This is a genomic window from Collinsella aerofaciens ATCC 25986 (genome assembly GCF_010509075.1).
GTDB lineage: Bacteria > Actinomycetota > Coriobacteriia > Coriobacteriales > Coriobacteriaceae > Collinsella > Collinsella aerofaciens.
Window position 1 is genome coordinate 1532459 of the sequence record NZ_CP048433.1, and the last position, 20733, is coordinate 1553191.

The window sequence follows — 20733 nt, forward strand, 5'->3', positions numbered from 1 at the left end:
CGCGCCAAACGCCCTGATGTGGCAATATGTTATCTGCATATTGCATCAACGCAACCTCAGAAAGAATGCGAGAACCCGTGTCCAGTCCGTTTACCAGCTTTTTAGCCCAGCACTTTGACCAGATTAACGACTATCTGGCCACGTTCTTTGACGGACAGGCGACCTCTGCCGATATCGAGCGCTACCTGTACGCGCCGCTCTCGACTTTTACGGCCAACGCCGGCAAGCGCCACCGCCCGCTTATCTGCATGCTCGCCGCAACCGCAGTGGGCGGTAGCTTCGAGAGCGCCCGCAGCGCCGCGGCAGCTATCGAGCATTTCCAGTCGGGCGCGCTAATCCACGACGACATCGCCGACAACGGACAGCTTCGTCGAGGCAAGCCCTGCATGCACCTTACCGAGGGCACGGGCCTTGCCATCAATTGTGGCGACCTGGCGCTCACCATGGTCACCAAGACGGTTCTCGACGACCCTACGCTGGAGTCCGACGTGAAGCTGCGCGTGCTCCACGAGCTTACCGAGATGATCGTCCGCACCATCGAGGGTCAAGCACTCGACCTGGGTTGGGTCCGCGACGGGCGCTTTGATATCTCGGTTGATGACTACCTGGACATGGCGACGCACAAGACCGCGTTTTACAGCGGAGCCACGCCGCTTGCCGCCGGAGCCATTATCGGCGGCGGCAGCGATGAGCAAATCGAAGCGCTGCGCGCCTTTGGCCTGCACACAGGCCTTGCCTTTCAGATTCAGGACGACCTGCTCAACCTTGTCGGCACTAAGGAAGCCGCCAACAAGGACTTCCGCACCGACATCACCGAGGGCAAGCGCACGCTTGTCGCCGTACACGCCCTCTCTGATGAGCGCCACCACGACGAGGTCGAGGCGATTCTTTCCTCGGGCACCGATGATCCCGCGCAGCTCGCACGCGCCGTGGAGATCTTCCAGGAGACCGACTCCATCGATTACGCCCACACTTACGCGCTCGACCTGACCGCTAAGGCCAAAGCGGCCATCGAGAACGTTGAGCTTGATCCGCACGCACGCGAGCTGTTCCTCTCCATGGCAGATTTCTTTGTGGAGCGTCTTAACTAACGGGGGTTATAAAACCTGTCAGCAGCGTATTTAGGCACAACTTGCTACACTGTTGAGTGCATGTTTATGCATCCCTTTGCGTTGTCTATCCGACAGACGCTCAAATAGTACGAATGGTACGCCGAAAGGGGTTCGTTCATGGAACCTATTACAACGGGCATGCAAGGAGCAGCCGTCGAGGACGTGCAGTCTCGTCTCCTGCAGCTCGGCTACACGATTGATGCCGCCGAAGTCACCGACAAGTACTTTGGAGCCACCACTGAGCAGGCCGTCAGCACCTTCAGGCTCGACAGCGGCCTTGCTGCCGGTCATGCCGTCGATATCCCCTGTTGGAGCGCCCTTGTAGACGCTTCGTATAAGCTGGGCGACCGCACCCTCTATCTGCGCATGCCCAATTTCCATGGCGCCGATGTGCAGGCCCTGCAGCGCGCTCTCAACGTTTTGGGCTTTGCCTGTGGTGAAGACGACGGCTACTTTGGTCCGCATACCGAGGCCGCCCTGCAGCAGTTCCAGGAAAATGTCGGCCTGTTTGCCGACGGCATGGCCTTCCAGGACACCTACGCCTACATCAACCGCCTGCACCATGTGTGGGAGGGCAAGCCCTCGGTCACCGAAGCCGAGTCCCGTATCGGTTTTGCTCGCGCCGCCAACGTGCTCGAGCGCTTCCAGATTGCCGTTATCGGCGAGGACCCCATCGCACGCAGCGTTGCGTCGCGCATGTGGAATATCGCCACGGCAACGACCGACAACAGCGGCATGATGCTCTGCGACTCCGAGGTCCCAACCGACGTTGACCTGGTGCTCGAGATCGCAAGCGATGAGCTGCCCGCCGACGCCGCACCGCGCGCCACGATTGCCCTCGCCGAGTGCCACAACCTGGCCCAGCGCATCCGTACCGCCAATATTGCCGCACAGCAAAAGCCGGCACGAATTCGCATCGAGCTCACCGGCATGACGCGTTACAACGGCACCTTTACCGCAAGCGACGCGCAGACCCTCGCCGTCCGCCTTCTCGATGGCGTTTGCGATGCCCTGGCAGATTAGGTAAACTAAACGAGTTGCTTTTGGGCAACACCACACATTGGGACGTAGTTCAACGGTAGAACTCCGGTTTTTGGTGCCGGCTGTTGGGGGTTCGAATCCCTCCGTCCCAGCCAAAGAAACAAGCCTCTCGAACGCATAGCCGATCGGGAGGCTTTTCTTGTGAGCAAGCGGAGGGATTCGAACCCGCAAGGAATCTACCTATATAAGACAGACGCCCCAGGCCCATAACGACCAAGAGCGCCTTGCATCTAGAATTATCAGCCCTGTTCCGAAAAGCGAGCCGCATGCAACAACCAAGTAACCACAGGCCCCGGGAGAGCGGGGACACCGGCTTAGGTTTATCGCGAGTTCCGCACGAACAGGAGGCCACTTAATGTGGCCTCCGTCGTGAGCAGGACTGTAGAGCAGGAAACCTAAGCCGGTGTCCCCGCTCTCCCGGGGCCGGCGGAATCTAGTTGTTCAGCATGCGGTCGAAGCTTCCCGAGTCGCCATCCCGATAGTCTGCGGTCATCAGAATCTCCTGCGGAATGCGCCCGCCCTCGCGCAGCACGTTGCGGAACTGCACGCGCGTAACCATGGGCAGATCCTTGATCGTCGCTGCCAGGTTCTGCGGCACGCCCTGGTTGGCAGCCGCGGGCTCGCACTCGCCGCCGGCCTTCATGCGACGCTTATGCTCGGCGAGCATGGCGCGGTACATGCCGGCATGCAGGCGAATCTCAACCACATTGGCATTGCGAGCCTGCTCGACGATGCGCGCGCCCTCGCGATCGATATCGCCCACGTAGTAGACGTAGTTAAAGCGATAGCCAATCTCGGCCAGATAATCATCCAGTGCGTGCGAGACGCTCGCCTTGCAGCCGCCGCCAAAAATCACGCCGCCCACCTTGATGCCAAAGAGCTTGGCATGTTTGCGTCCGCGCAGGAGCTTGACGATCTCGTCATAGGTATCCAGGTTCTCGACCATAATGAACGGCTTGTCGGCGCCCAGCGTAAAGAAACCCGTAAAGTGCACGGGGCGATTGGGAGCGACCTTGATCGCCTGCATGCTGATGCCCTTTTCGGTCATACGCCTGATCAGGCGCTCACCGTGCTTGCCGTCAAAAGCCTTCTCGTCGTTAAAGATCTGGTAGGCACGCTGGCGGCGCGAGGCAACCGGCGTATCGGTACCTCGGTTCTGCTCGATCCAAGCCTGGATGATTGCGATTTCCTCGGCAATCTTGCGGTTGGACATCTCGTTGTGCTGAGTGCGTTGCGGAGCCTTTTTGCCGTCCTTGCCCTCGACCTTTACGATCTGTGTCTGCTGCTCCTTGATCTTAGAGAGCGCCGTAGGCGTAGGGACAACTTTGAGCAGCTGCCTGCCTAAAACGCGGGCAAGGGCAAACGCCGAGACCTCGCCGTGGACTGCCGACTCGGGCTGCTGGGCAGCAGTATCTACTGCGGTAGACTCCGGCTTCTTCTGAGACTTGCGCTTAGAATCGCCTTGGGAATTGCGCTCGCGCTTCGGCATAGGCGCCTGCTTCTGCGGACGATCGGACTTGCTCTCCTTCGCCGGCTGGCGCTTAGGCTGCCCCGAAGAAACCTCGACCTTCGCATCCTCGTCCTGCGGCGTGGTCTTCTCGGTTGCAGTCTCGGCATGGGAACTGCGGCCCCCACGATGGCGACGGCGGCGAGGCTTGCTCGACGCGCCCTGCTCCGCCTGCTCATCAGTAGGCTGCTGGCCCTTGGCCTCGGCATCAACCTCAAGCTGCGGCTCAACAGGCTTCTGCTCGCGAGCCGCCGGCTCAACGGTCTTCTCGTCCTGGGTGGTCGAAACCGACTCGCCCTTCTCCTGACGCTTTACGGGATATGCACGTCCCGCAAAACCGCGACCAGGACGACACGAACCCGGAGCCTTCTTGGCAGACTCCTCAACATCGTCTGCAACCTCAGAAGACTCTTCAACCTCACGCGCGGCATCCTGCTGTGCAGTCTTAAAGTGAGCACCGCGACGACGCTTGGGCTCTTGGGCCTCCACGGGCTTTTGCTCCCTCGCGGGCTTCTGCGACTCGGCAGCAACCTCGGTCTCAACAGCCTCAGCATCCGTCTCACCCTTTTGAGCAACGGCGCGACGGAAGCGCTCCTGCTGGGCGCGGCGCTGCGCATCGCGCTTGCCACTCCCGCCAAAACCGCCGCGGCCGGCCTTGGCCGTAAAGGCGCGAACGACGCTCTCGTCAAGCAGCTCGTCGGTATCGACATGCTCGCGCGGAGCCGTTTCCACCGAAGCGGGCGCCTCGACAACGTCCTCGACGGCCTCTTCGGCAACCTCGACGGGCCGCTCCTGGGCATCGTTAATCTCGGCATTGATGGTATAGAACGCCGGGCGCCCGTTAATGCCGCTACCCTCGATCTTGGTCACGATCTTTGCCGCGATAAGCTCATCGCGCATCGCCTTGGTGTCGCACTCCTTATCGACGGAGCGGAAAATCTGCGCCAGCGCACTCGACTTAATCTTGAGCGCCTTGCGGCAAAGCAGGTCGTAGGCAACCAGCTTGGCACGCTCAGCAGAAAGCGACGTCTGGCTGCTCAGGCGCTCAGCCAGAGCATCGACATTTTGTTGGTTATCGGAATATACCGTCTTGGCCACGGGGCCCCTTTCATATGCACACATATACGTCTATATGGTACAACGCGCGCCCTTATCCACGCAAAACATCTGCGAGAACACTCGAGCGTCACCCGCTTTTGCATGAAAAAAGACCGAGCCCGCGAAGTCGCGGACCCGGTCTTTCCGAGTCATATAGAGGTGACGTTCAACTCGTCAGGTCGACTAAGCCTTGGCGGCCTCGGCGTCGACAGGAGCCTCGGCAGCAGCAGCGCGGCCATACTCGGCCTTGCCCATCTCGGACCACTCGGGCTCCTCGTCGGGCATGGAGCCAGCCTCCTTGCCGAAGAACTCCTTGAGGCAGTTGACGGCGACGATGAGGCCCAGGACCATCAGCAGGACGGCAAAGACGAGCTGCAGGCCCTTGGTGGCGGCGACGGAGACGGCGGCCGTGGTGGCGGTAGCCGGGATGGTACCGAAGAAACCGTAGGCCTGGACGGCGGTCATGCAGCCCATGGCGCTCTGGACCAGCGAGGTGAAGGTGCAGCAGAGCAGGAAGACGACGGGCACGTAGAGCATCCAACCCTTGCGGCCGGTGCACTTGCAGAACACGGCGAGGGTGATCATGGTCATGCCGCCGAGCAGCTGGTTGGAAGCACCAAAGAGCGGCCAGATGTTGGCATAGCCACCAAAAGCGAGGGCGAGACCAGGAAGCAGGGTAACGACCGTGGCGAACCAGGGGTTGCCGAGGACCTTCATGTAGCCGGCCTTGGACTCGATGGCCAGGGCATCGTTGGTCTGGGCAAAGAACTCGGAGAACGAAGTGCGGGCGATGCGGGCGACGGCGTCGAGCGAGGTCAGGGCCAGAGCGGAGACGTTCATGGTCATAAAGACGGTAGCGAGCGTGCCGTCAACACCGAAGGCCTGCATACCGCGGGAGATGCCAGCGGCGAAGATCTGGAACGGGGTGGAAGCGACACCGGCGTTGAGGGCGCCGGTACCGGCGGTGTTCATGTCGGAGAACATGATACCGGCGACGATGATGGCAAGGATGCCGACGAAGGACTCGACAATCATGGCGCCGTAACCGACCTTGACGGCGTCCTGCTCCTTCTCGACCTGCTTAGAAGAGGTGCCGGAAGAAACGAGGCTGTGGAAACCGGAGAGAGCACCGCAAGCGACGGAGACGAACAGGACCGGGAACATCATGCCGGAGGCAGTGGAGAAGCCGGTAAAGACCGGAGCGGTGATAGTGGCCTGACCGTTGACGCCCAGGACGACGATGCCGAGGACAGCGCAGACGATCATGACGATCATCATGATGGAAGTGAGGTAGTCACGCGGGGTCTTGAGCATCTGGATGGGCATAGCGCCAGCGAAGACCAGGTAGACCATGACGACGGCGAACCACTGGAACTTATCCAGGTAGACCGGGAACTGCATACCGACGGCGAACATGAGAACCATGAGGACCACGCCGGTGACGAACTCGGCAGCGCCGGTGAGGTTGAACTTCTTCTGGGCCCAACCAAAAGCGATAGCGACGAAAGTGAACAGGATGGAGATGGTACCAGCGCAGCCGGCGGCATAGGACTTGGTGAAGTCGATGGCACCGGTAGCAGCACCAGAAGCGTCAACGGCCGGGGTGAACATGAACGTCTTGCAGACCATGTCGGTGAAGGCGGCGATGACGATGATGCAGAACAGCCAGCAGAACAGCAGGAACAGGCGACGGCCGGTCTTGCCGATATACTTCTCGATGAGCTGAGCGAGTGACTTGCCGTTGTTCTTCATCGAAGCGTACAGGGCACCAAAGTCGTGGACGGCGCCAAAGAAGATGCCGCCGACGAGGACCCAGAGCACGACGGGCAGCCAGCCAAAGGCCATGGCGACGATCGTACCCGTGACAGGACCAGCACCGCAGATCGAGCTGAACTGGTGCGAGAACGCGGTGAAGGCGGAGACGGGCGAGAAGCTCTTGCCGTCCTTCATGCGCTTGGCCGGCGTGAGGGCCTCTTTGTCAACGCCCCACTTGTTGGCCAGCCATCGGCCGTAGCCCAGATAGCCGCAGGCGAGCACCGCCGCGGCCACAACCATGAGCAAAACTCCGTTCATTACATTTCCTCCTCTAAAAAGAACTTCCTAGACATAAAAAATGAGGGCCGTCGGTTGCGCTCGACGGCCCTCATCTTCATCAGCCGCCCGTTATCGTACGGGCTAGCTGTATGTGCTAACCCGCATCAGATAATTACTACGCTGATAATGTTTAGCTGATGCGTGAACATGTCTAAGAAATCCTCTTCAATCATGATGCGAACGATCCGTGCGTGTTCACATCCCCCAGTGGTTGAAAAGGAGTATGAAACTTTAGTTACCTAAAGTCAACGCAAATTTGTAATGAATTTTCAACTTTTTTGGATTTCTCGGTATAAAACGCCACTGACCTCGGACTTTACCCCACGACAGTTTTTGCATGAGAGATGCCTCTCGGGAGCGGGCGGGCGTATGCAAGGTTTCCTGCTCTACAGTCCTGCTCGCACGGAGAGCACATTAAGTGCTCTCCGGCTCGTGCGGAACTCGCGATAAACCTTGTATACGCCCGCCCGCTCCCGAGGGGCTCCCATCCCAAATGCGGAGCAAAGCTCCGCACGCCAACTTTTTCTTTCAGCTAAAGAACGCCGGAAATTCGACGCTGGCTTGTTAACCTTGCTGGACGTTGTCGACGCCAAACCAGCTCAGAAGCTATATCGATACAGAAAGGTCCCCGGCCGGAGGGGCCGGATATAAGGTTTATCGCGAGTTCCGCACGCAAAGAAGGCCACTTAATGTGGCCTTCGTCTTGCGCAGGACTGTAGAGCAGGAAACCTTATATCCGGCCCCTCCGGCCGGGGACCGCGCCGTACCAGCTACAGCGTCATGTTCGGATCGGCGTCGACGTCGAACGGCGAGATTTCTCCTCGGTCGAATTTACGGCGGGCGACCTCCGCGATCATAGCGGCGTTGTCGGTGCATGCCGAGAGAGGCGGCACCGTCACGCGGATGCCCTGGCGCCCGAGCTTCTTGATCATCATCTCGCGCAGATGCGGGTTGGCCGAGACGCCGCCGCCGATGCAGTATTCCTTGCATCCGGTGGCATGCAGCGCGTTCTTGGCCTTCTTGTACTGAACGTCAAAGACCGCGGCCTCAAACGAAGCAGCCAGGTCGGGCAGATGAATCGTACGCCCGGCTTTGGTCTCCTGCTCGATGTAGAGCGTCACCGCCGTCTTGAGGCCCGAAAGCGAGAAGCGGTAGTCCCCCCTGCTGTTAAGCGCACGGGGGAAATCGATCGCCTTGGGGTTGCCCGTCTCGGCCAGCTTGGAAATGATGGGGCCACCGGGATAGCCCAGACCCAACGCCTTGGCTACCTTGTCGAAGGCCTCGCCCACAGCATCGTCGAGCGTCTCACCGAGCACCTCGTAGTCGCCCCACGCCTTCACGTGCACGAGCATGGTGTGCCCGCCCGAGACAAGCGTGAAGATGAACGGCGGCTTGAGGTCGGGCTGCGCCAGCAGGTTGGCAAACAGGTGCCCCTCCAGATGGTTGACGCACACGAGCGGCTTGCCAGCAGCGTAGGCAAAGCCCTTGGCGAAGGCGACGCCAACCACGAGCGCGCCCACCAGGCCCGGACCCTGCGTCACGCCCACGGCGGCAAGCTCACTTGGTGCAATGGCTCCGCCCGTAAGGCCCAGCGATGCTGCGGCATCCTCGAGCGCCGCATCCACGACACTCACAATCACCTCAACGTGTTTGCGCGAGGCGATCTCGGGCACCACGCCGCCAAAACGGGCATGGAAATCAATCTGCGTCGACACCTGGTTGGCCAGCATATTGCCATCCGCATCGATAATCGCCACGGCCGTCTCGTCGCAGGAACTCTCGATAGCGAGCACTAGGCGGCGGCGCTCAATTTCGGCACGCTCCCCCTCGGAGCGCCCAGGCGCAGGCAGCGGCCATACGCGCTGCTCTGCCGCCGTCGGCTCGGGCGAAGCATTGTCGACCGGAAGCACGAGGGGCAGCGGAGCCGTCATGACGATGGCATCCTTGCCGGCACCATAGTAGCCGCGGCGACGGCCAGCCTCGGTAAAGCCCAGAGCGTTATAAAGCGCGATCGCTCCCTCGTTGCCGTCCTCGACCTCGAGCGAAGCCGTGGTGCAGCTGAGCATCTGGGCATCATAGCTCACATGCGACAGCAGCTTGCGGGCAATGCCCTCACGGCGATGTGCCGAGTCGACGGCGACATCCAGAATCTGCACATCACCGTCCACGACCATACCGCCGGCAAGGCCCAGCAGCTTGCCGTCGTCGTGTGCCACCCACCAACTACGCGGCGCAGCGACGTCCTCGCCCAGTTCGGACAGGAACATGCCCGGCGTCCACGCCTTGTGTCCGGCACCTTCAAAGCAGGCAGCCTCTAACGCGCTCGCGCCCTCGGCATCCGCCGCGCCCATGGGACGGAACTGCAGATGACGACCGGCGAGCTCATCGGCAACGCCCGTTATTTCGCTCTGCGCACTCTCGGTAAGACCAAGACGCTTGCGCTCGTTTTCCTCGGCATCCGAAAGGCGCGTGTAAATCGGCAGGACGCGAGCCGGATCGCCGTCACCCGCAGCGTGCGCGAGCAGCAAGCCCTCGCCCGAAGGCCACCACAGGTCGCGCTCCACGCAGCGGGCGATCTCGTCCTCACCCAGCAGCTTGCCATAGCGCACGAGACCGTCGCCGGTCAGCTGAACCTGGTCCCAGTCCGCTGCTTGGCGCCACTCATCGAGCGCCACGGCGGCCTTGACCACGTGTTCGCGCTCAAATTGACGCTCGGGGCCCTCATCGACCAGCATATACAGCGCCGGATATACCTCACCGCGCATAGCATCGGCCAAGATACCAAGCTTGCCGCGCACGCCAGCCTTCCACGCCGTCCAAGCGCAAGCGTCGAGCGTCGACACGCCCAGCAGCGGAACATTGGCACCACGCGCGAGGCCCTTGGCAGTGGAGATGCCGATGCGCACACCCGTAAAGGACCCCGGGCCGCGACCGACCACATAGCAACCAACATCGCTGCGATCCAGACCGGCTTGAGCCAGCAAGCCATCAACGGTATTCACGAGCTCAACGTTGGCGTGACGGCGACACATGTGGTCGCCACTCACGAGCTTCGTCTCGCCCGTCTGCCCATCAATCCAGCTTGCCACGCAGGCAAGCATGTCGGTCGAGGTATCAAGCGCCACCACCAGCGCGTTGTCGTTATGCAAGCTCATCTTGTACAGCCTTATCAATCAAATGGGAAAGCTCCATTGCGCGGTCACCGTGCGCCTCAAGCGTTATCGTTCGCACATCGCTGTCGCCCTCATCACGCTTGAGCGTCACCGAAAGATACTCATCCGTCAGCTCGTCCTGGAATTGTTCGCCCCATTCCAGCAGGCAAGCACCCTCATAGCCCAGCACATCGAAAATGCCCGTATCCTCGAGCTCGTAGGCATGCTCCAGGCGGTATAGATCAAAGTGAAACAGCGGAATACGACCTTGATCGTGAACGGCCATGAGCGCAAACGTAGGGCTCGTAACCATATGCCCATCGCCCAGCCCGCGCGAGACGCCCTTGGTAAAGTGAGTTTTGCCCACTCCCAGGCCACCGGTCAGGATGAGCACATCGCCGTCCTCAAGGCACGGTGCAATTAGCTCGCCAAAGTACTCCGTATCGGCAGCGCAAGTCGTTTTGTAAGTACCTACCCCCAGGCGCTCCAGGGACATATATGCTCCTTATTATTCCGAGGCGTCCTCTGGTGCGGGATGTCGCTCCAGATAGTCGCCCAGCATCTTAAAGTCTTCCTCCAGCAGCTCCTGCCACGCCGGATTGCGCAGCGCTGCTGCCGGATGGAACGTGGGCATTACTACAAAATGCCCCATCTGGTGGAACCTGCCGCGCAGCTTAGTAATGCCAATCTCGGTCTTAAGCACAAAGTGCGTCGCGGGGTTGCCGAGCGTCACGATAATATCGGGCCAGATGCTTCGAATCTGCTCACGCAAAAACGGCGAGCAAGCCAGCACTTCCTCGGGACGCGGATTGCGGTTTCCCGGCGGGCGGCACTTAAGCACGTTGGCAATGTAGACGTCTTCGCGTTTGAGGCCCGCCAGCGACAAAATGCCGTTGAGGTCCTCGCCTGCCGCCCCCACAAAGGGCTCGCCCTGCAAATCCTCATTGCGGCCCGGCGCCTCACCAATAAACATCACGCGAGCGCGGGGGTTTCCCACGCCAAACACGATATTGTGACGCGACTGGTAGAGCTGGCAGAGGTGACAATCGCCCAGAACGGCCTCAATTTCCTCGAGTGCGACCTCACGTGGTGCCTGATGGGTATGGCCGGGGATGTGCATGACGCCCATAGCGGCTCCTACACGTAGACCTTGTCGAGACGCATGCCAAAGCCGCAGGCGACCTCGTAGTTAATCGTTCCACGCAGTCGGGCCATCTCGTCCATAGTGATCTCGGCATCGCCATCGCGGCCGACAATGATTATCTCGTCACCATACTCGGCCTCGGGAATCTCGTGTGCCGGGTTGGACTGAATGGCGACCATAAACTGGTCCATGCAGATATTGCCAACCTGATGCACACGCTCGCCGCGATACAGCACATCCATACGATTGGAAAGCGTACGCGATAGGCCATCGGCATAACCGATCGGCAGCGTGCAGATCTGAACGCGCGTACGCGGTACGCGGTAGGTAAAACCGTAGCCCACGCCCTCACCCATCGCAGGGTGTGCCACGCGCGTCACACGCGCATGGACGCTCATAACGGGATCAAGCTGCATCACGCGGCCACTCAGCTCGCACGGCTGCATGCCATACAAGCCAACGCCGGCGCGGATCATGTCAAAATGCATCGAGGGGTCGAGCATCGAGGACGGCGTGTTGGCGCAGTGCACGATACCGCACTCAAAACCCGCATCCTTAATGGCCTGAACGGCCTCGGTAAAGCGCTGACACTGCAGCTTGTAGTCCCAGCCCGAAGGTTCATCGGCCGTGGCGAAGTGCGTAAATACGCCGTCGCACTGAATACCGCGATGGAAATTTATACCGCGGACAAAGTCGAGCACCTGCGTGTAGTGAACGCCGATACGATTCATGCCCGTCTCGATGGCGAGATGATACTTGCCCACTTTGCCCGCCGCGACGGCACATTCGCCATACGCAAGAGCAAAGTCAGACGTATAGACCGAAGGCATGATATCAAACTCGAGCAACGTCGGAATGGCCTCGATAGGCGGCTCGCTTAGGATGAGGATGGGTTTCGTAATCCCGCCCTGTCGGAGCTCAACGCCCTCGTTAACCGTCGCCACGGCAAACATGTCGGCACCGGCCGAATACATGATCTTGGCGCACTCAACAGCTCCATGGCCATAAGCATCGGCCTTGACCACGCAGCACAGGCGCTGACGTGGATTCAGCAAGTTCTTATAGGCCCTCGTGTTGCGACGGAGCGCCCCGCGGTCGATCTCGACCCAGGACCAGCGCGTCAAATCGGCTTTATTCATGATTAGTCATCCGACCCTTCGTCCATGATTCCCAGATCTTCGAGCGCATCCTTTGCCGCCAGTTCCATGGCCGGACCGATCAAGTCGATAAGATCGGTCGCGATGACGCTCTTCTCACCATACTCCGTCGCCGCGGCAAAACCGGCGTAGCTGTGAAGTGCGACGGCGTACGAATACAGCAACTCCCAACGATCCATCTCGTCGCGCATGGTGGCAAGCGTGCCGGCCAAAATACCCGCGAGGACATCACCCGAACCGGCAGTTGCCAGAGAAGCCGGACCCGAGAGCGGCAGCAGCACACGCTCAACGCCACAGATAGCCGTCGTCGGCCCCTTGGCAATGACCACCAGATTGTCAGAGCCTGCAGCCCAGACAACCTTCTGCGCGGCTGCAATCGCAGTACCAAGGTCGTTCACCTCGTCACCGGCAACCAGACGCGAAAGTTCACGATAGTGCGGCGTCATAACCAACGGCTGCTCGCGACGATACATCTCGGGATTACTATCAATACCGTCAATGGCAATCTTAGCAAGGCAGTTGAGTGCATCGGCGTCCAAGATAAGCGGCACATCAAGCTCGAGCAAGCCCGAAACCACCTGCATAGCGCCGGCAGATGTCGTCATACCGGGACCGCACAGTACACAGCTGTACTTCTTTGCAATCTCGCACACAGTCATGCGCGCAGCGGCGCCAAAGGAGCCGCGGGAATCAGACGGAATAGCAAAGACGGGAATCGAAGGAAGTGCCATGCGAATAAGATTGGCGCAGGCGTCAGGAGCCGCGACTGCCACGTAACCAGCACCCGCGCGAGCTGCAGACTTGGCCGCCATAATGGCAGCACCAGGATATTGCGCAGATCCGGCGACAATAAGCACAGAGCCACGGGAGTACTTATCGATATTCGTAGGTAGTGGGGCAAAGTAATCAACTAAGTCACCGGGCTCGACAATCTCGGCGGCGTGGTCGACATCATCGATGACCTCGTCAAGACGGTCGTAAAGATTGCCGCAGATCAAATCGCCAGCATACTCAGGACCATCAGCGCTATACAGACCAATCTTGGGCGCAATCATCGTCACCGTATGCTCGGCACGAATGCAGTCGTCATCAACAACGCCCGTCTCGGCATTCAGGCCCGAGGGAACATCAATGGATACGACACAATCGGCGCATTCATTGACCGTAGGAATCCAGATGGAGAACGGCGCACGCAGATTTCCGTGGAAACCGGTACCAAAAATGGCATCGACAACAACATCGGCCTTATCGATCAAAACCTCGAGTTCGTCACGCGAGGGGCCGACGCAAACGTGCACATCGCGGCCGGCAGTACGACGAGCAACATGACGTGCCAGAGCAGCAGGAATCTCATCCGGCTCAACCGGAGAAACGATATCCACGTCCACACCCTTATGGCTCAGGATATCGGCGGCAACCCAACCGTCGCCGCCATTATTACCAAAACCGACCAGAACGAGAACCCGATCGGGATTGAGCTTCAAGACCTCGTTGGCGGCAAACTCACCCGCTAGCTCCATAAGCTCGGCCTTCGAAGTCCCTTCGCGTTCGATGATATCCTCGAGACGAACGACTTCTTCGGTACTCAAAACCGGTTTCATCTATGCTCCTAGCGTATCTTGCGAAGCATCGCCCAGGTGCTCCGTCAATGCTGAATTCTGCAGCTGCTCAAGCTCATCTAAAACAGAGCGAGCCTCTTTAAATGTCTGCGCTACGCGTTTCTTGGTGCTCACCTTTTCCTCTTTTGGCTTAGGCCGAGCATCTTCGGTAATCGCGATGGCATTCGCAACGGCCAAGTCTCCTGTAAGCGTAATGGAAAGAGCGACCTCAACAACACCCAGTTCTTGAGCGATCTCGAGAGCACGGCCCGAAAGCAGCGCTTTCGGTTTGCCGAGTTTATCACGCGTAACCGAAACATCCTTGCGACCCACGCCTTGACTAAAACCCGTGCCGAGAGCTTTAAGTACCGCCTCGCGCGAAGCAAAGCGGCTCGCATAGTGAGCAGCAGGACGCGATGATGCATCGCAATACGCACGCTCTTCTTCGGTAAACACACGCCGAGCAAACGACGGCGTCTTTTCAAGAATTGATTTCATGCGGGAAATCTCGACGATATCAACGCCGATACCAGCTTCAGCCATGTTCACCTCCAGATCGCACAGACTAAGTTATTGTAGCCCGTTCACAGAAGATGCGACAAACGAGGGTTATAAAACACAGCTACTATGTGAGACAAAAGCCCGTAAACGCAAAAAAGGGGGAGGCCGCGAGGCCTCCCCCTTCTCAGTTCGATGACGGCTCGGTGCCGTCCACCGGTCAGCGGCGCCCTGGCCTCCCACGGGCCGACCCCGCAGTACTCTCGGCGCGATGGGGCTTAGCTTCCGGGTTCGGAACGGGACCGGGCGTGCCCCCCATGCTCTGGCCGCTGACCGGTGGGCGGCGCCCACCGTTACGGTGTCCTGGGTCTCACTCTACACGTGCCCTGGGGGCCGCATGGCGCATAGGGGAGGTGACTCGGGGGCATCCTCGTGCCCGGACCGCGCATGAGCGCATGTCCCGCGGGCCGCGAGGTGCGGTTCCGGAAGAGCTCGGGCGATTAGTGCGGCTCGGCTGAGGCTGTCGCCAGCCTTGCACCTGCCGTCTATCGACCAGGTAGTCTACCTGGGCCCTTACCGGAAGGAGAACTAATCCCTGGAACGGCTTCCCGCTTAGATGCCTTCAGCGGTTATCCGCGCCGCACGCGGCTACCCGGCCGTGCCGTTGGTCGACAACCGGTTCACCGGAGGTGCGTCCACCCCGGTCCTCTCGTACTGGGGGCAGCCTCCATCGATTCTCCTGCGCCCACGGAGGATAGGGACCGAACTGTCTCACGACGTTCTGAACCCAGCTCGCGTACCGCTTTAAACGGCGAACAGCCGTACCCTTGGGACCTGCTCCAGCCCCAGGATGCGATGAGCCGACATCGAGGTGCCAAACCTTGCCGTCGATGTGGACTCTTGGGCAAGATCAGCCTGTTATCCCCGGAGTACCTTTTATCCGTTGAGCGACGGCCCACCCACTCGGGGCCGCCGGATCACTAGAGCCTGCTTTCGCACCTGCTCGGCTTGTGGGCCTCGCAGTCAAGCCCGCTTGTACTCTTGCATTCAAAAGGACGGTTGCCGACCGTCCCGAGCGGACCTTCGCGCGCCTCCGTTACCCTTTAGGAGGCGACCGCCCCAGTCAAACTGCCCGCCTGGCACGGTCCCCGAGCCGGTTGACGGCCTCGGGTTAGGACGCCGGTCGCGCGAGGGCAGTATTCCAAGGGCGGCTCCCCGGGGGCTGGCGCCTCCGGATCGATGCCTCCTGCCTATCCTCTACACGCGGGACCAGCGGCCAATGCCAAGCTGCAGTGAAGGTTCACGGGGTCTTTCCGTCCTTCCGCGGGTAAGTCGCATCTTCACGACCAGTGCAATTTCACCGGGTCCATGGTCGAGACAGCGCCCAAGTCGTTGCGCCTTTCGTGCAGGTCGGAACTTACCCGACAAGGAATTTCGCTACCTTAGGACCGTTATAGTTACGGCCGCCGTTTACCGGGGCTTGGCTTCGGGGCTTCGCCGAAATGGCTAACTCCTCCGCGTGACCTTCCGGCACCGGGCAGGCGTCAGACCCTATACGTCGCCTTGCGGCTTCTGCAGAGTCCTGTGTTTTTGGTAAACAGTCGCTTGGGCCTCTCCACTGCGGCCCGCCTCCGCTCCCGGAGCAAGTCCGTTCACGTACGCGCGGGCACCCCTTCTCCCGAAGTTACGGGGCCATTGTGCCGAGTTCCTTGACCATGGTTGACCCGATCGCCTCGGTATGTTCTACCCACCCACCTGTGTCGGTTTGCGGTACGGGCGCGCACGCGCCTGCCTAGGGGTTTTTCTAGGGACCTCGGGCTCACTCGCTTCGCTCAGTCGCTTCGTCCGGAGCCTCGCCCTTCGTGCGGACCGGATTTCCCTGGTCCGCGGGCCGCGCTCCATCACGGGGACGTCCAGAACCCCGCCGAGCCACCCCCATCCGTCGCCCCGTCGGTCGTAGCGCCGCGTGCGCGGTGCAGGAATGTCTGCCTGCTGCGCGTCGGCTACGCCTACCGGCCTCGCCTTAGCCCCCGACTGACCCTGGGAGGATTAGCCTTGCCCAGGAAACCTCGGGTTCACGGCGGACGAGTTACTCTCTCGTCTCTCGCTACTCATGCCAGCATTCTCACTCCCATGCGCTCCACCGTCGGTCGCCCTCCGGCTTCTCCGCCCATGGGAAGCTCCCCTACCGATTCTGAAAATCAAAATCCCGCCGCTTCGGTGTCCAGCTTAGCCCCGTGTATTGTCGGCGCATGTCCACTCGACCAGTGAGCTGTTACGCACTCTTTGAATGGATGGCTGCTTCTAAGCCAACATCCTGGTTGTCTGGGCGGACGCACATCCTTTGCCACTCGGCTGGAACTTGGGGACCTTAGCGGGCGGTCCGGGCTGTTTCCCTCTCGAGCACACAGCTTAGCCCACATGCTCTGACTGCCGCGCTCTGGGCCGCCGGCATTCGGAGTTCGGTTGGATTCGGTAGGCGGCGAAGCCCCCTCGTCCATCCGGTGCTCTACCTCCGGCGGTGAACGCGCGACGCTAGCCCTAAAGCTATTTCGGGGAGAACGAGATATCTCCGGGTTTGATTGGCCTTTCACCCCTATCCGCAGGTCATCGCCGCCGTTTTCAACCGACGTGCGTTCGGCCCTCCACGGGGTCTTACCCCCGCTTCAGCCTGCCCACGGATAGCTCACCCGGCTTCGCGTCCGCGGCGCGGGACTCAAGTCGCCCTGTTAAGGCTCGCTTTCGCTCCGGCTCCCTTTCGGTTAACCTCGCCCCGCGCCAGCGACTCGCTGGCTCATTCTACAAAAGGCACGCCGTCACAACTAAAAGTTGCTCCGACTGCTCGTGGGCGCACGGTTTCAGGTACTGTTTCACTCCCCTCCCGGGGTGCTTTTCACCTTTCCCTCACGGTACTGGTGCGCTATCGGTCACAGGGTAGTACTCAGGCTTGGATGGTGGTCCACCCAGGTTCGGACCGGGTTTCACGTGCCCGGCCCTACTCAGGGACCGCGTCGCGCCGTCCGGTCTGGGTTCGCGTACGGGGCTGTCACCCGCTGCGGCCGGCCCTCCCATGCCGTTCCGCTCCCCAGCCGGACCTGCGCCCGGGGGCGGCAGCCCCCGGATGCGCGGCCCTGCAACCCCGTCGGCGGAACCCCTGCCGGGTATGCCCGCTCGACGGTTTGGCCATCGGTCCCCTTTCGCTCGCCGCTACTCGGGGAGTCTCGAGATTGATTTCCTCTCCTCCGGGTACTTAGATGTTTCAGTTCCCCGGGTTGTCCTCCCCACCCCTATGTGTTCGGGGTGGGGATATGCACACTGCTGTGCATGGGTTCGCCCATTCGGAGACCCCCGGGTCGAAGGATGTGTGCTCCTCGCCGGGGATTATCGCAGCTTGCCGCGTCCTTCATCGGCTCCCTGTGCCAAGGCATCCGCCGTGCGCCCGTGGTATCTTGCGGGACCGCATCGGGCCCGCGGGATATCCACGTGTCGCTAAAGTTAATTAATCGATATCATGAATAGCGCTCGTATGTCGCAATTCGGGTATCTCATACCGCGGCACAGTCTGTTTCACTGTGCTCGCGATCAGATGCTCCTCACTCATAAATAAGTGAATTCTTCTTGTTTGGATCGGATGAATGATTGCTATCATTCTGTCTGATAAATCGCAGAAAAGAATCGAGTCTGGAAGAATTGGATCTTCCATCTCTCTCCTATCGCTATGCGGCTCTCAAGGTACGCGGGTGCGACCCCGGGGACCGGGTGCTGCGGGGAATCATCCGTGGCGGGACATCTACCGGACGGGCTCCTGCCCTCTATTCGAGTTAAAGTTTGTCTCTCTAAGAACGTATCTCCCTAGAAAGGAGGTGATCCAGCCGCACCTTCCGGTACGGCTACCTTGTTACGACTTCACCCCCCTCACCCTCCACACCTTCGGCGCCTCCCCCCTCTCGGTTGGGCCGGCGACTTCGGGTGCAGACGACTCGGGTGGTGTGACGGGCGGTGTGTACAAGGCCCGGGAACGCATTCACCGCGGCATGCTGATCCGCGATTACTAGCAACTCCGACTTCATGGGGGCGGGTTGCAGCCCCCAATCCGAACTGGGGCCGGCTTTCCGGGATCCGCTCCCCCTCGCGGGGTGGCATCCCTCTGTACCGGCCATTGTAGCACGTGTGCAGCCCAGGGCATAAGGGGCATGATGACTTGACGTCGTCCCCGCCCTCCTCCGCCTTGACGGCGGCGGTCCCGCGTGGGTTCCCGGCATCACCCGATGGCAACACGCGGCGGGGGTTGCGCTCGTTGCGGGACTTAACCCAACATCTCACGACACGAGCTGACGACAGCCATGCACCACCTGTATGGGCTCCTCTCGGCCACGGGGTCTCCCCCGCTTCACCCATATGTCAAGCCCTGGTAAGGTTCTTCGCGTTGCTTCGAATTAAGCCACATGCTCCGCTGCTTGTGCGGGCCCCCGTCAATTCCTTTGAGTTTTAGCCTTGCGGCCGTACTCCCCAGGCGGGACGCTTAATGCGTTGGCTGCGGCACGGGGGGATCGTCCCCCCACACCTAGCGTCCATCGTTTACGGCTGGGACTACCAGGGTATCTAATCCTGTTCGCTCCCCCAGCTTTCGCGCCTCAGCGTCGGTCTCGGCCCAGAGGGCCGCCTTCGCCACCGGTGTTCCACCCGATATCTGCGCATTCCACCGCTACACCGGGTGTTCCACCCTCCCCTACCGGACCCAAGCCGCGGAGGTTCCGGGGGCTTCGGGGGGTTGAGCCCCCCGCTTCGACCCCCGGCCTGCCGGGCCGCCTACGCGCGCTTTACGCCCAATGAATCCGGATAACGCTCGCCCCCTACGTATTACCGCGGCTGCTGGCACGTAGTTAGCCGGGGCTTCTTCTGCAGGTACAGTCTTGACTCTTCCCTGCTGAAAGCGGTTTACGACCCGAAGGCCTCCGTCCCGCACGCGGCGTCGCTGCGTCAGGGTTCCCCCCATTGCGCAAGATTCCCCACTGCTGCCTCCCGTAGGAGTCTGGGCCGTGTCTCAGTCCCAATCTGGCCGGTCGGTCTCTCAACCCGGCTACCCGTTGTCGGCACGGTGGGCCGTCACCCCGCCGTCTACCTGATGGGCCGCGGAGCCATCCCCTCCCGTCGGGGCTTTAGCCGGGGCGCCATGCGGCACCCCGGGGTATCCGGTATTACCCGTCCTTTCGGGCGGCTATCCCGGGGGAGGGGGCAGGTTCTCCACGTGTTACTCAGCCGTTCGCCACTCGCTTCCCTCCGGAGAGGGGTGCCGTTCGACTTGCATGTGTTAGGCGCGCCGCCAGCGTTCATCCTGAGCCAGGATCGAACTCTCCGTCCAAAATGTATGGGCTTCGAGCCCGTCCGGTCCTCACAACTATTAGCTGATCGGTTCCGTTCGATTCATATGGTTCTAGTATAGGAAAAGGAATTTCTCGGGGCCGCCTCTCGGCGGCCTTGCGAAAAACAAATCCAAGTTAGACCATTTCAAATGGTTCGATGTCTGCCCGGATGCGACACAACTGGTGTGTCCATCCTCGCAGTATCCGGTTCTCAAGGTGCACGCCTGCGCTGGTTCCCGGTTCGACCGGGCCGCGCGGCAAGGAGATATATTGCCAGACCGGAGGGGCCCCGCGGGCGGGAATCGCGCACTCCATATTTTGTTCACAAATGAATTAACTGGACTCCGAGTTGCTCAGAGTCATACATATGGTCATAAACCTCGGACAGACCGTATGACCTCGGGAATCTTGCTGTCCACTGTAGACATAGCATCTTTATACCCTCGTCGGTCTCCGCTAGTAAGCCCGTCATAAATTGAAGGACAACGTTAACAAATCTATAAAACGCCAGCGGGGACTCTATCACTAATTAGATAGAGCCCCCGCAGGCGGAGTGAATTTGATTGAAACAATGCCTCTTAATTGATTTACTGGAAATAAGGAGCAAAAGATCCGTCCGAATAAACGTGGCGACAGAACCCTGGAGCCGACTGAGCGCCACCAGAAAGCGACATAAGCAAAAAGATCGGCTCTACCTCACCGCGGACGACAACGATGCCCTCGACTAAAGCCAATCCGAACACACCTAAAACAGATAGTGTAAATGTCGGTTTGTATAACGCAAAAAAGGGGGAGGCCGCGAGGCCTCCCCCTTCTCAGTTCAAGCGTACGGCTCGGTGCCGTCCACCGGTCAGCGGCGCCCTGGCCTCCCACGGGCCGACCCCGCAGTACTCTCGGCGCGATGGGGCTTAGCTTCCGGGTTCGGAACGGGACCGGGCGTGCCCCCCATGCTCTGGCCGCTGACCGGTG

10 protein-coding genes, 1 tRNA gene and 4 rRNA genes are annotated in these 20733 nt (G+C 60.4%); 3 read left to right on the forward strand and 12 right to left on the reverse strand.

Annotation, left to right across the window (positions count from 1 at the left end; all coding sequences use genetic code 11):
- The first annotated feature begins 77 nt into the window (after positions 1 to 77).
- From GXM19_RS07010 to GXM19_RS07020, 3 genes are all read left to right on the forward strand, one after another.
- The gene (locus tag GXM19_RS07010) at positions 78 to 1091 is read left to right on the forward strand and encodes a polyprenyl synthetase family protein (RefSeq protein WP_040359751.1); all 1014 of its coding nucleotides are present in this window, start codon (positions 78 to 80) and stop codon (positions 1089 to 1091) included.
- 138 nt (positions 1092 to 1229) lie between these two features.
- Positions 1230 to 2135 carry a peptidoglycan-binding domain-containing protein gene (locus tag GXM19_RS07015; protein WP_006235856.1) on the forward strand — a complete coding sequence of 302 codons (906 nt, stop codon included), beginning with the start codon at positions 1230 to 1232 and terminating at the stop codon, positions 2133 to 2135.
- A gap of 38 nt (positions 2136 to 2173) precedes the next feature.
- Positions 2174 to 2248 (forward strand) — tRNA-Gln (locus GXM19_RS07020).
- Between the two features lie 338 nt (positions 2249 to 2586).
- On the opposite strand, the gene GXM19_RS07025 is transcribed toward GXM19_RS07020, so the two are convergent.
- The 12 genes from GXM19_RS07025 to rrf (GXM19_RS07080) form a co-directional block, all read right to left on the reverse strand.
- Positions 2587 to 4758, reverse strand: coding sequence for a hypothetical protein (locus tag GXM19_RS07025; protein WP_040359749.1), 2172 nt, complete (start codon positions 4756 to 4758; stop codon positions 2587 to 2589).
- Between the two features lie 183 nt (positions 4759 to 4941).
- A complete protein-coding gene (locus GXM19_RS07030) occupies positions 4942 to 6831 on the reverse strand; it encodes a carbon starvation CstA family protein (protein ID WP_006235852.1) in 1890 nt (629 codons plus the stop codon).
- 791 nt (positions 6832 to 7622) lie between these two features.
- Positions 7623 to 10007 (reverse strand): tRNA (adenosine(37)-N6)-threonylcarbamoyltransferase complex transferase subunit TsaD, encoded by a 2385-nt coding sequence (gene tsaD, locus GXM19_RS07035; RefSeq protein ID WP_006235850.1) that lies wholly within the window; start codon positions 10005 to 10007, stop codon positions 7623 to 7625.
- Entirely contained in the window at positions 9994 to 10500 is a 507-nt protein-coding gene (gene tsaE, locus GXM19_RS07040; RefSeq protein WP_006235849.1) for a tRNA (adenosine(37)-N6)-threonylcarbamoyltransferase complex ATPase subunit type 1 TsaE, read from the reverse strand. The genes tsaD and tsaE overlap by 14 nt, the downstream gene beginning before the upstream one ends.
- A gap of 12 nt (positions 10501 to 10512) precedes the next feature.
- On the reverse strand, positions 10513 to 11133 hold the full coding sequence (locus GXM19_RS07045) for a uracil-DNA glycosylase (protein WP_006235848.1): 621 nt from the start codon (positions 11131 to 11133) through the stop codon (positions 10513 to 10515).
- A gap of 8 nt (positions 11134 to 11141) precedes the next feature.
- Complete coding sequence (alr, locus tag GXM19_RS07050) at positions 11142 to 12287, reverse strand: alanine racemase (RefSeq protein ID WP_006235847.1); 1146 nt, start codon at positions 12285 to 12287, stop codon at positions 11142 to 11144.
- Between the two features lie 2 nt (positions 12288 to 12289).
- On the reverse strand, positions 12290 to 13906 hold the full coding sequence (locus tag GXM19_RS07055; protein WP_082222952.1) for an NAD(P)H-hydrate dehydratase: 1617 nt from the start codon (positions 13904 to 13906) through the stop codon (positions 12290 to 12292).
- On the reverse strand, positions 13907 to 14446 hold the full coding sequence (acpS, locus tag GXM19_RS07060; RefSeq protein WP_006235843.1) for a holo-ACP synthase: 540 nt from the start codon (positions 14444 to 14446) through the stop codon (positions 13907 to 13909).
- 173 nt (positions 14447 to 14619) lie between these two features.
- Positions 14620 to 14735 (reverse strand): 5S ribosomal RNA (gene rrf, locus GXM19_RS07065).
- Between the two features lie 146 nt (positions 14736 to 14881).
- Positions 14882 to 17856: ribosomal RNA gene (locus GXM19_RS07070) — 23S ribosomal RNA — on the reverse strand.
- Positions 17857 to 18257: 401 nt separating this feature from the next.
- Positions 18258 to 19763: ribosomal RNA gene (locus GXM19_RS07075) — 16S ribosomal RNA — on the reverse strand.
- Between the two features lie 849 nt (positions 19764 to 20612).
- A 5S ribosomal RNA gene (gene rrf / locus GXM19_RS07080) occupies positions 20613 to 20728 on the reverse strand.
- Together the 16S, 23S and 5S rRNA genes form the textbook arrangement of a ribosomal RNA operon.
- Positions 20729 to 20733: the final 5 nt, after the last annotated feature.

Bases quoted from the DNA above. Each gene is read 5' to 3' on its own strand.
- acpS (WP_006235843.1), bottom strand. From the start codon at position 14,446: ATGGCTGAAGCTGGTATCGGCGTTGATATCGTCGAGATTTCCCGCATG.
- GXM19_RS07045 (WP_006235848.1), bottom strand. From the start codon at position 11,133: ATGGGCGTCATGCACATCCCCGGCCATACCCATCAGGCACCACGTGAG.
- tsaE (WP_006235849.1), bottom strand. From the start codon at position 10,500: ATGTCCCTGGAGCGCCTGGGGGTAGGTACTTACAAAACGACTTGCGCT.
- tsaD (WP_006235850.1), bottom strand. From the start codon at position 10,007: ATGAGCTTGCATAACGACAACGCGCTGGTGGTGGCGCTTGATACCTCG.
- GXM19_RS07055 (WP_082222952.1), bottom strand. From the start codon at position 13,906: ATGAAACCGGTTTTGAGTACCGAAGAAGTCGTTCGTCTCGAGGATATC.
- GXM19_RS07015 (WP_006235856.1), top strand. From the start codon at position 1,230: ATGGAACCTATTACAACGGGCATGCAAGGAGCAGCCGTCGAGGACGTG.
- GXM19_RS07030 (WP_006235852.1), bottom strand. From the start codon at position 6,831: ATGAACGGAGTTTTGCTCATGGTTGTGGCCGCGGCGGTGCTCGCCTGC.
- alr (WP_006235847.1), bottom strand. From the start codon at position 12,287: ATGAATAAAGCCGATTTGACGCGCTGGTCCTGGGTCGAGATCGACCGC.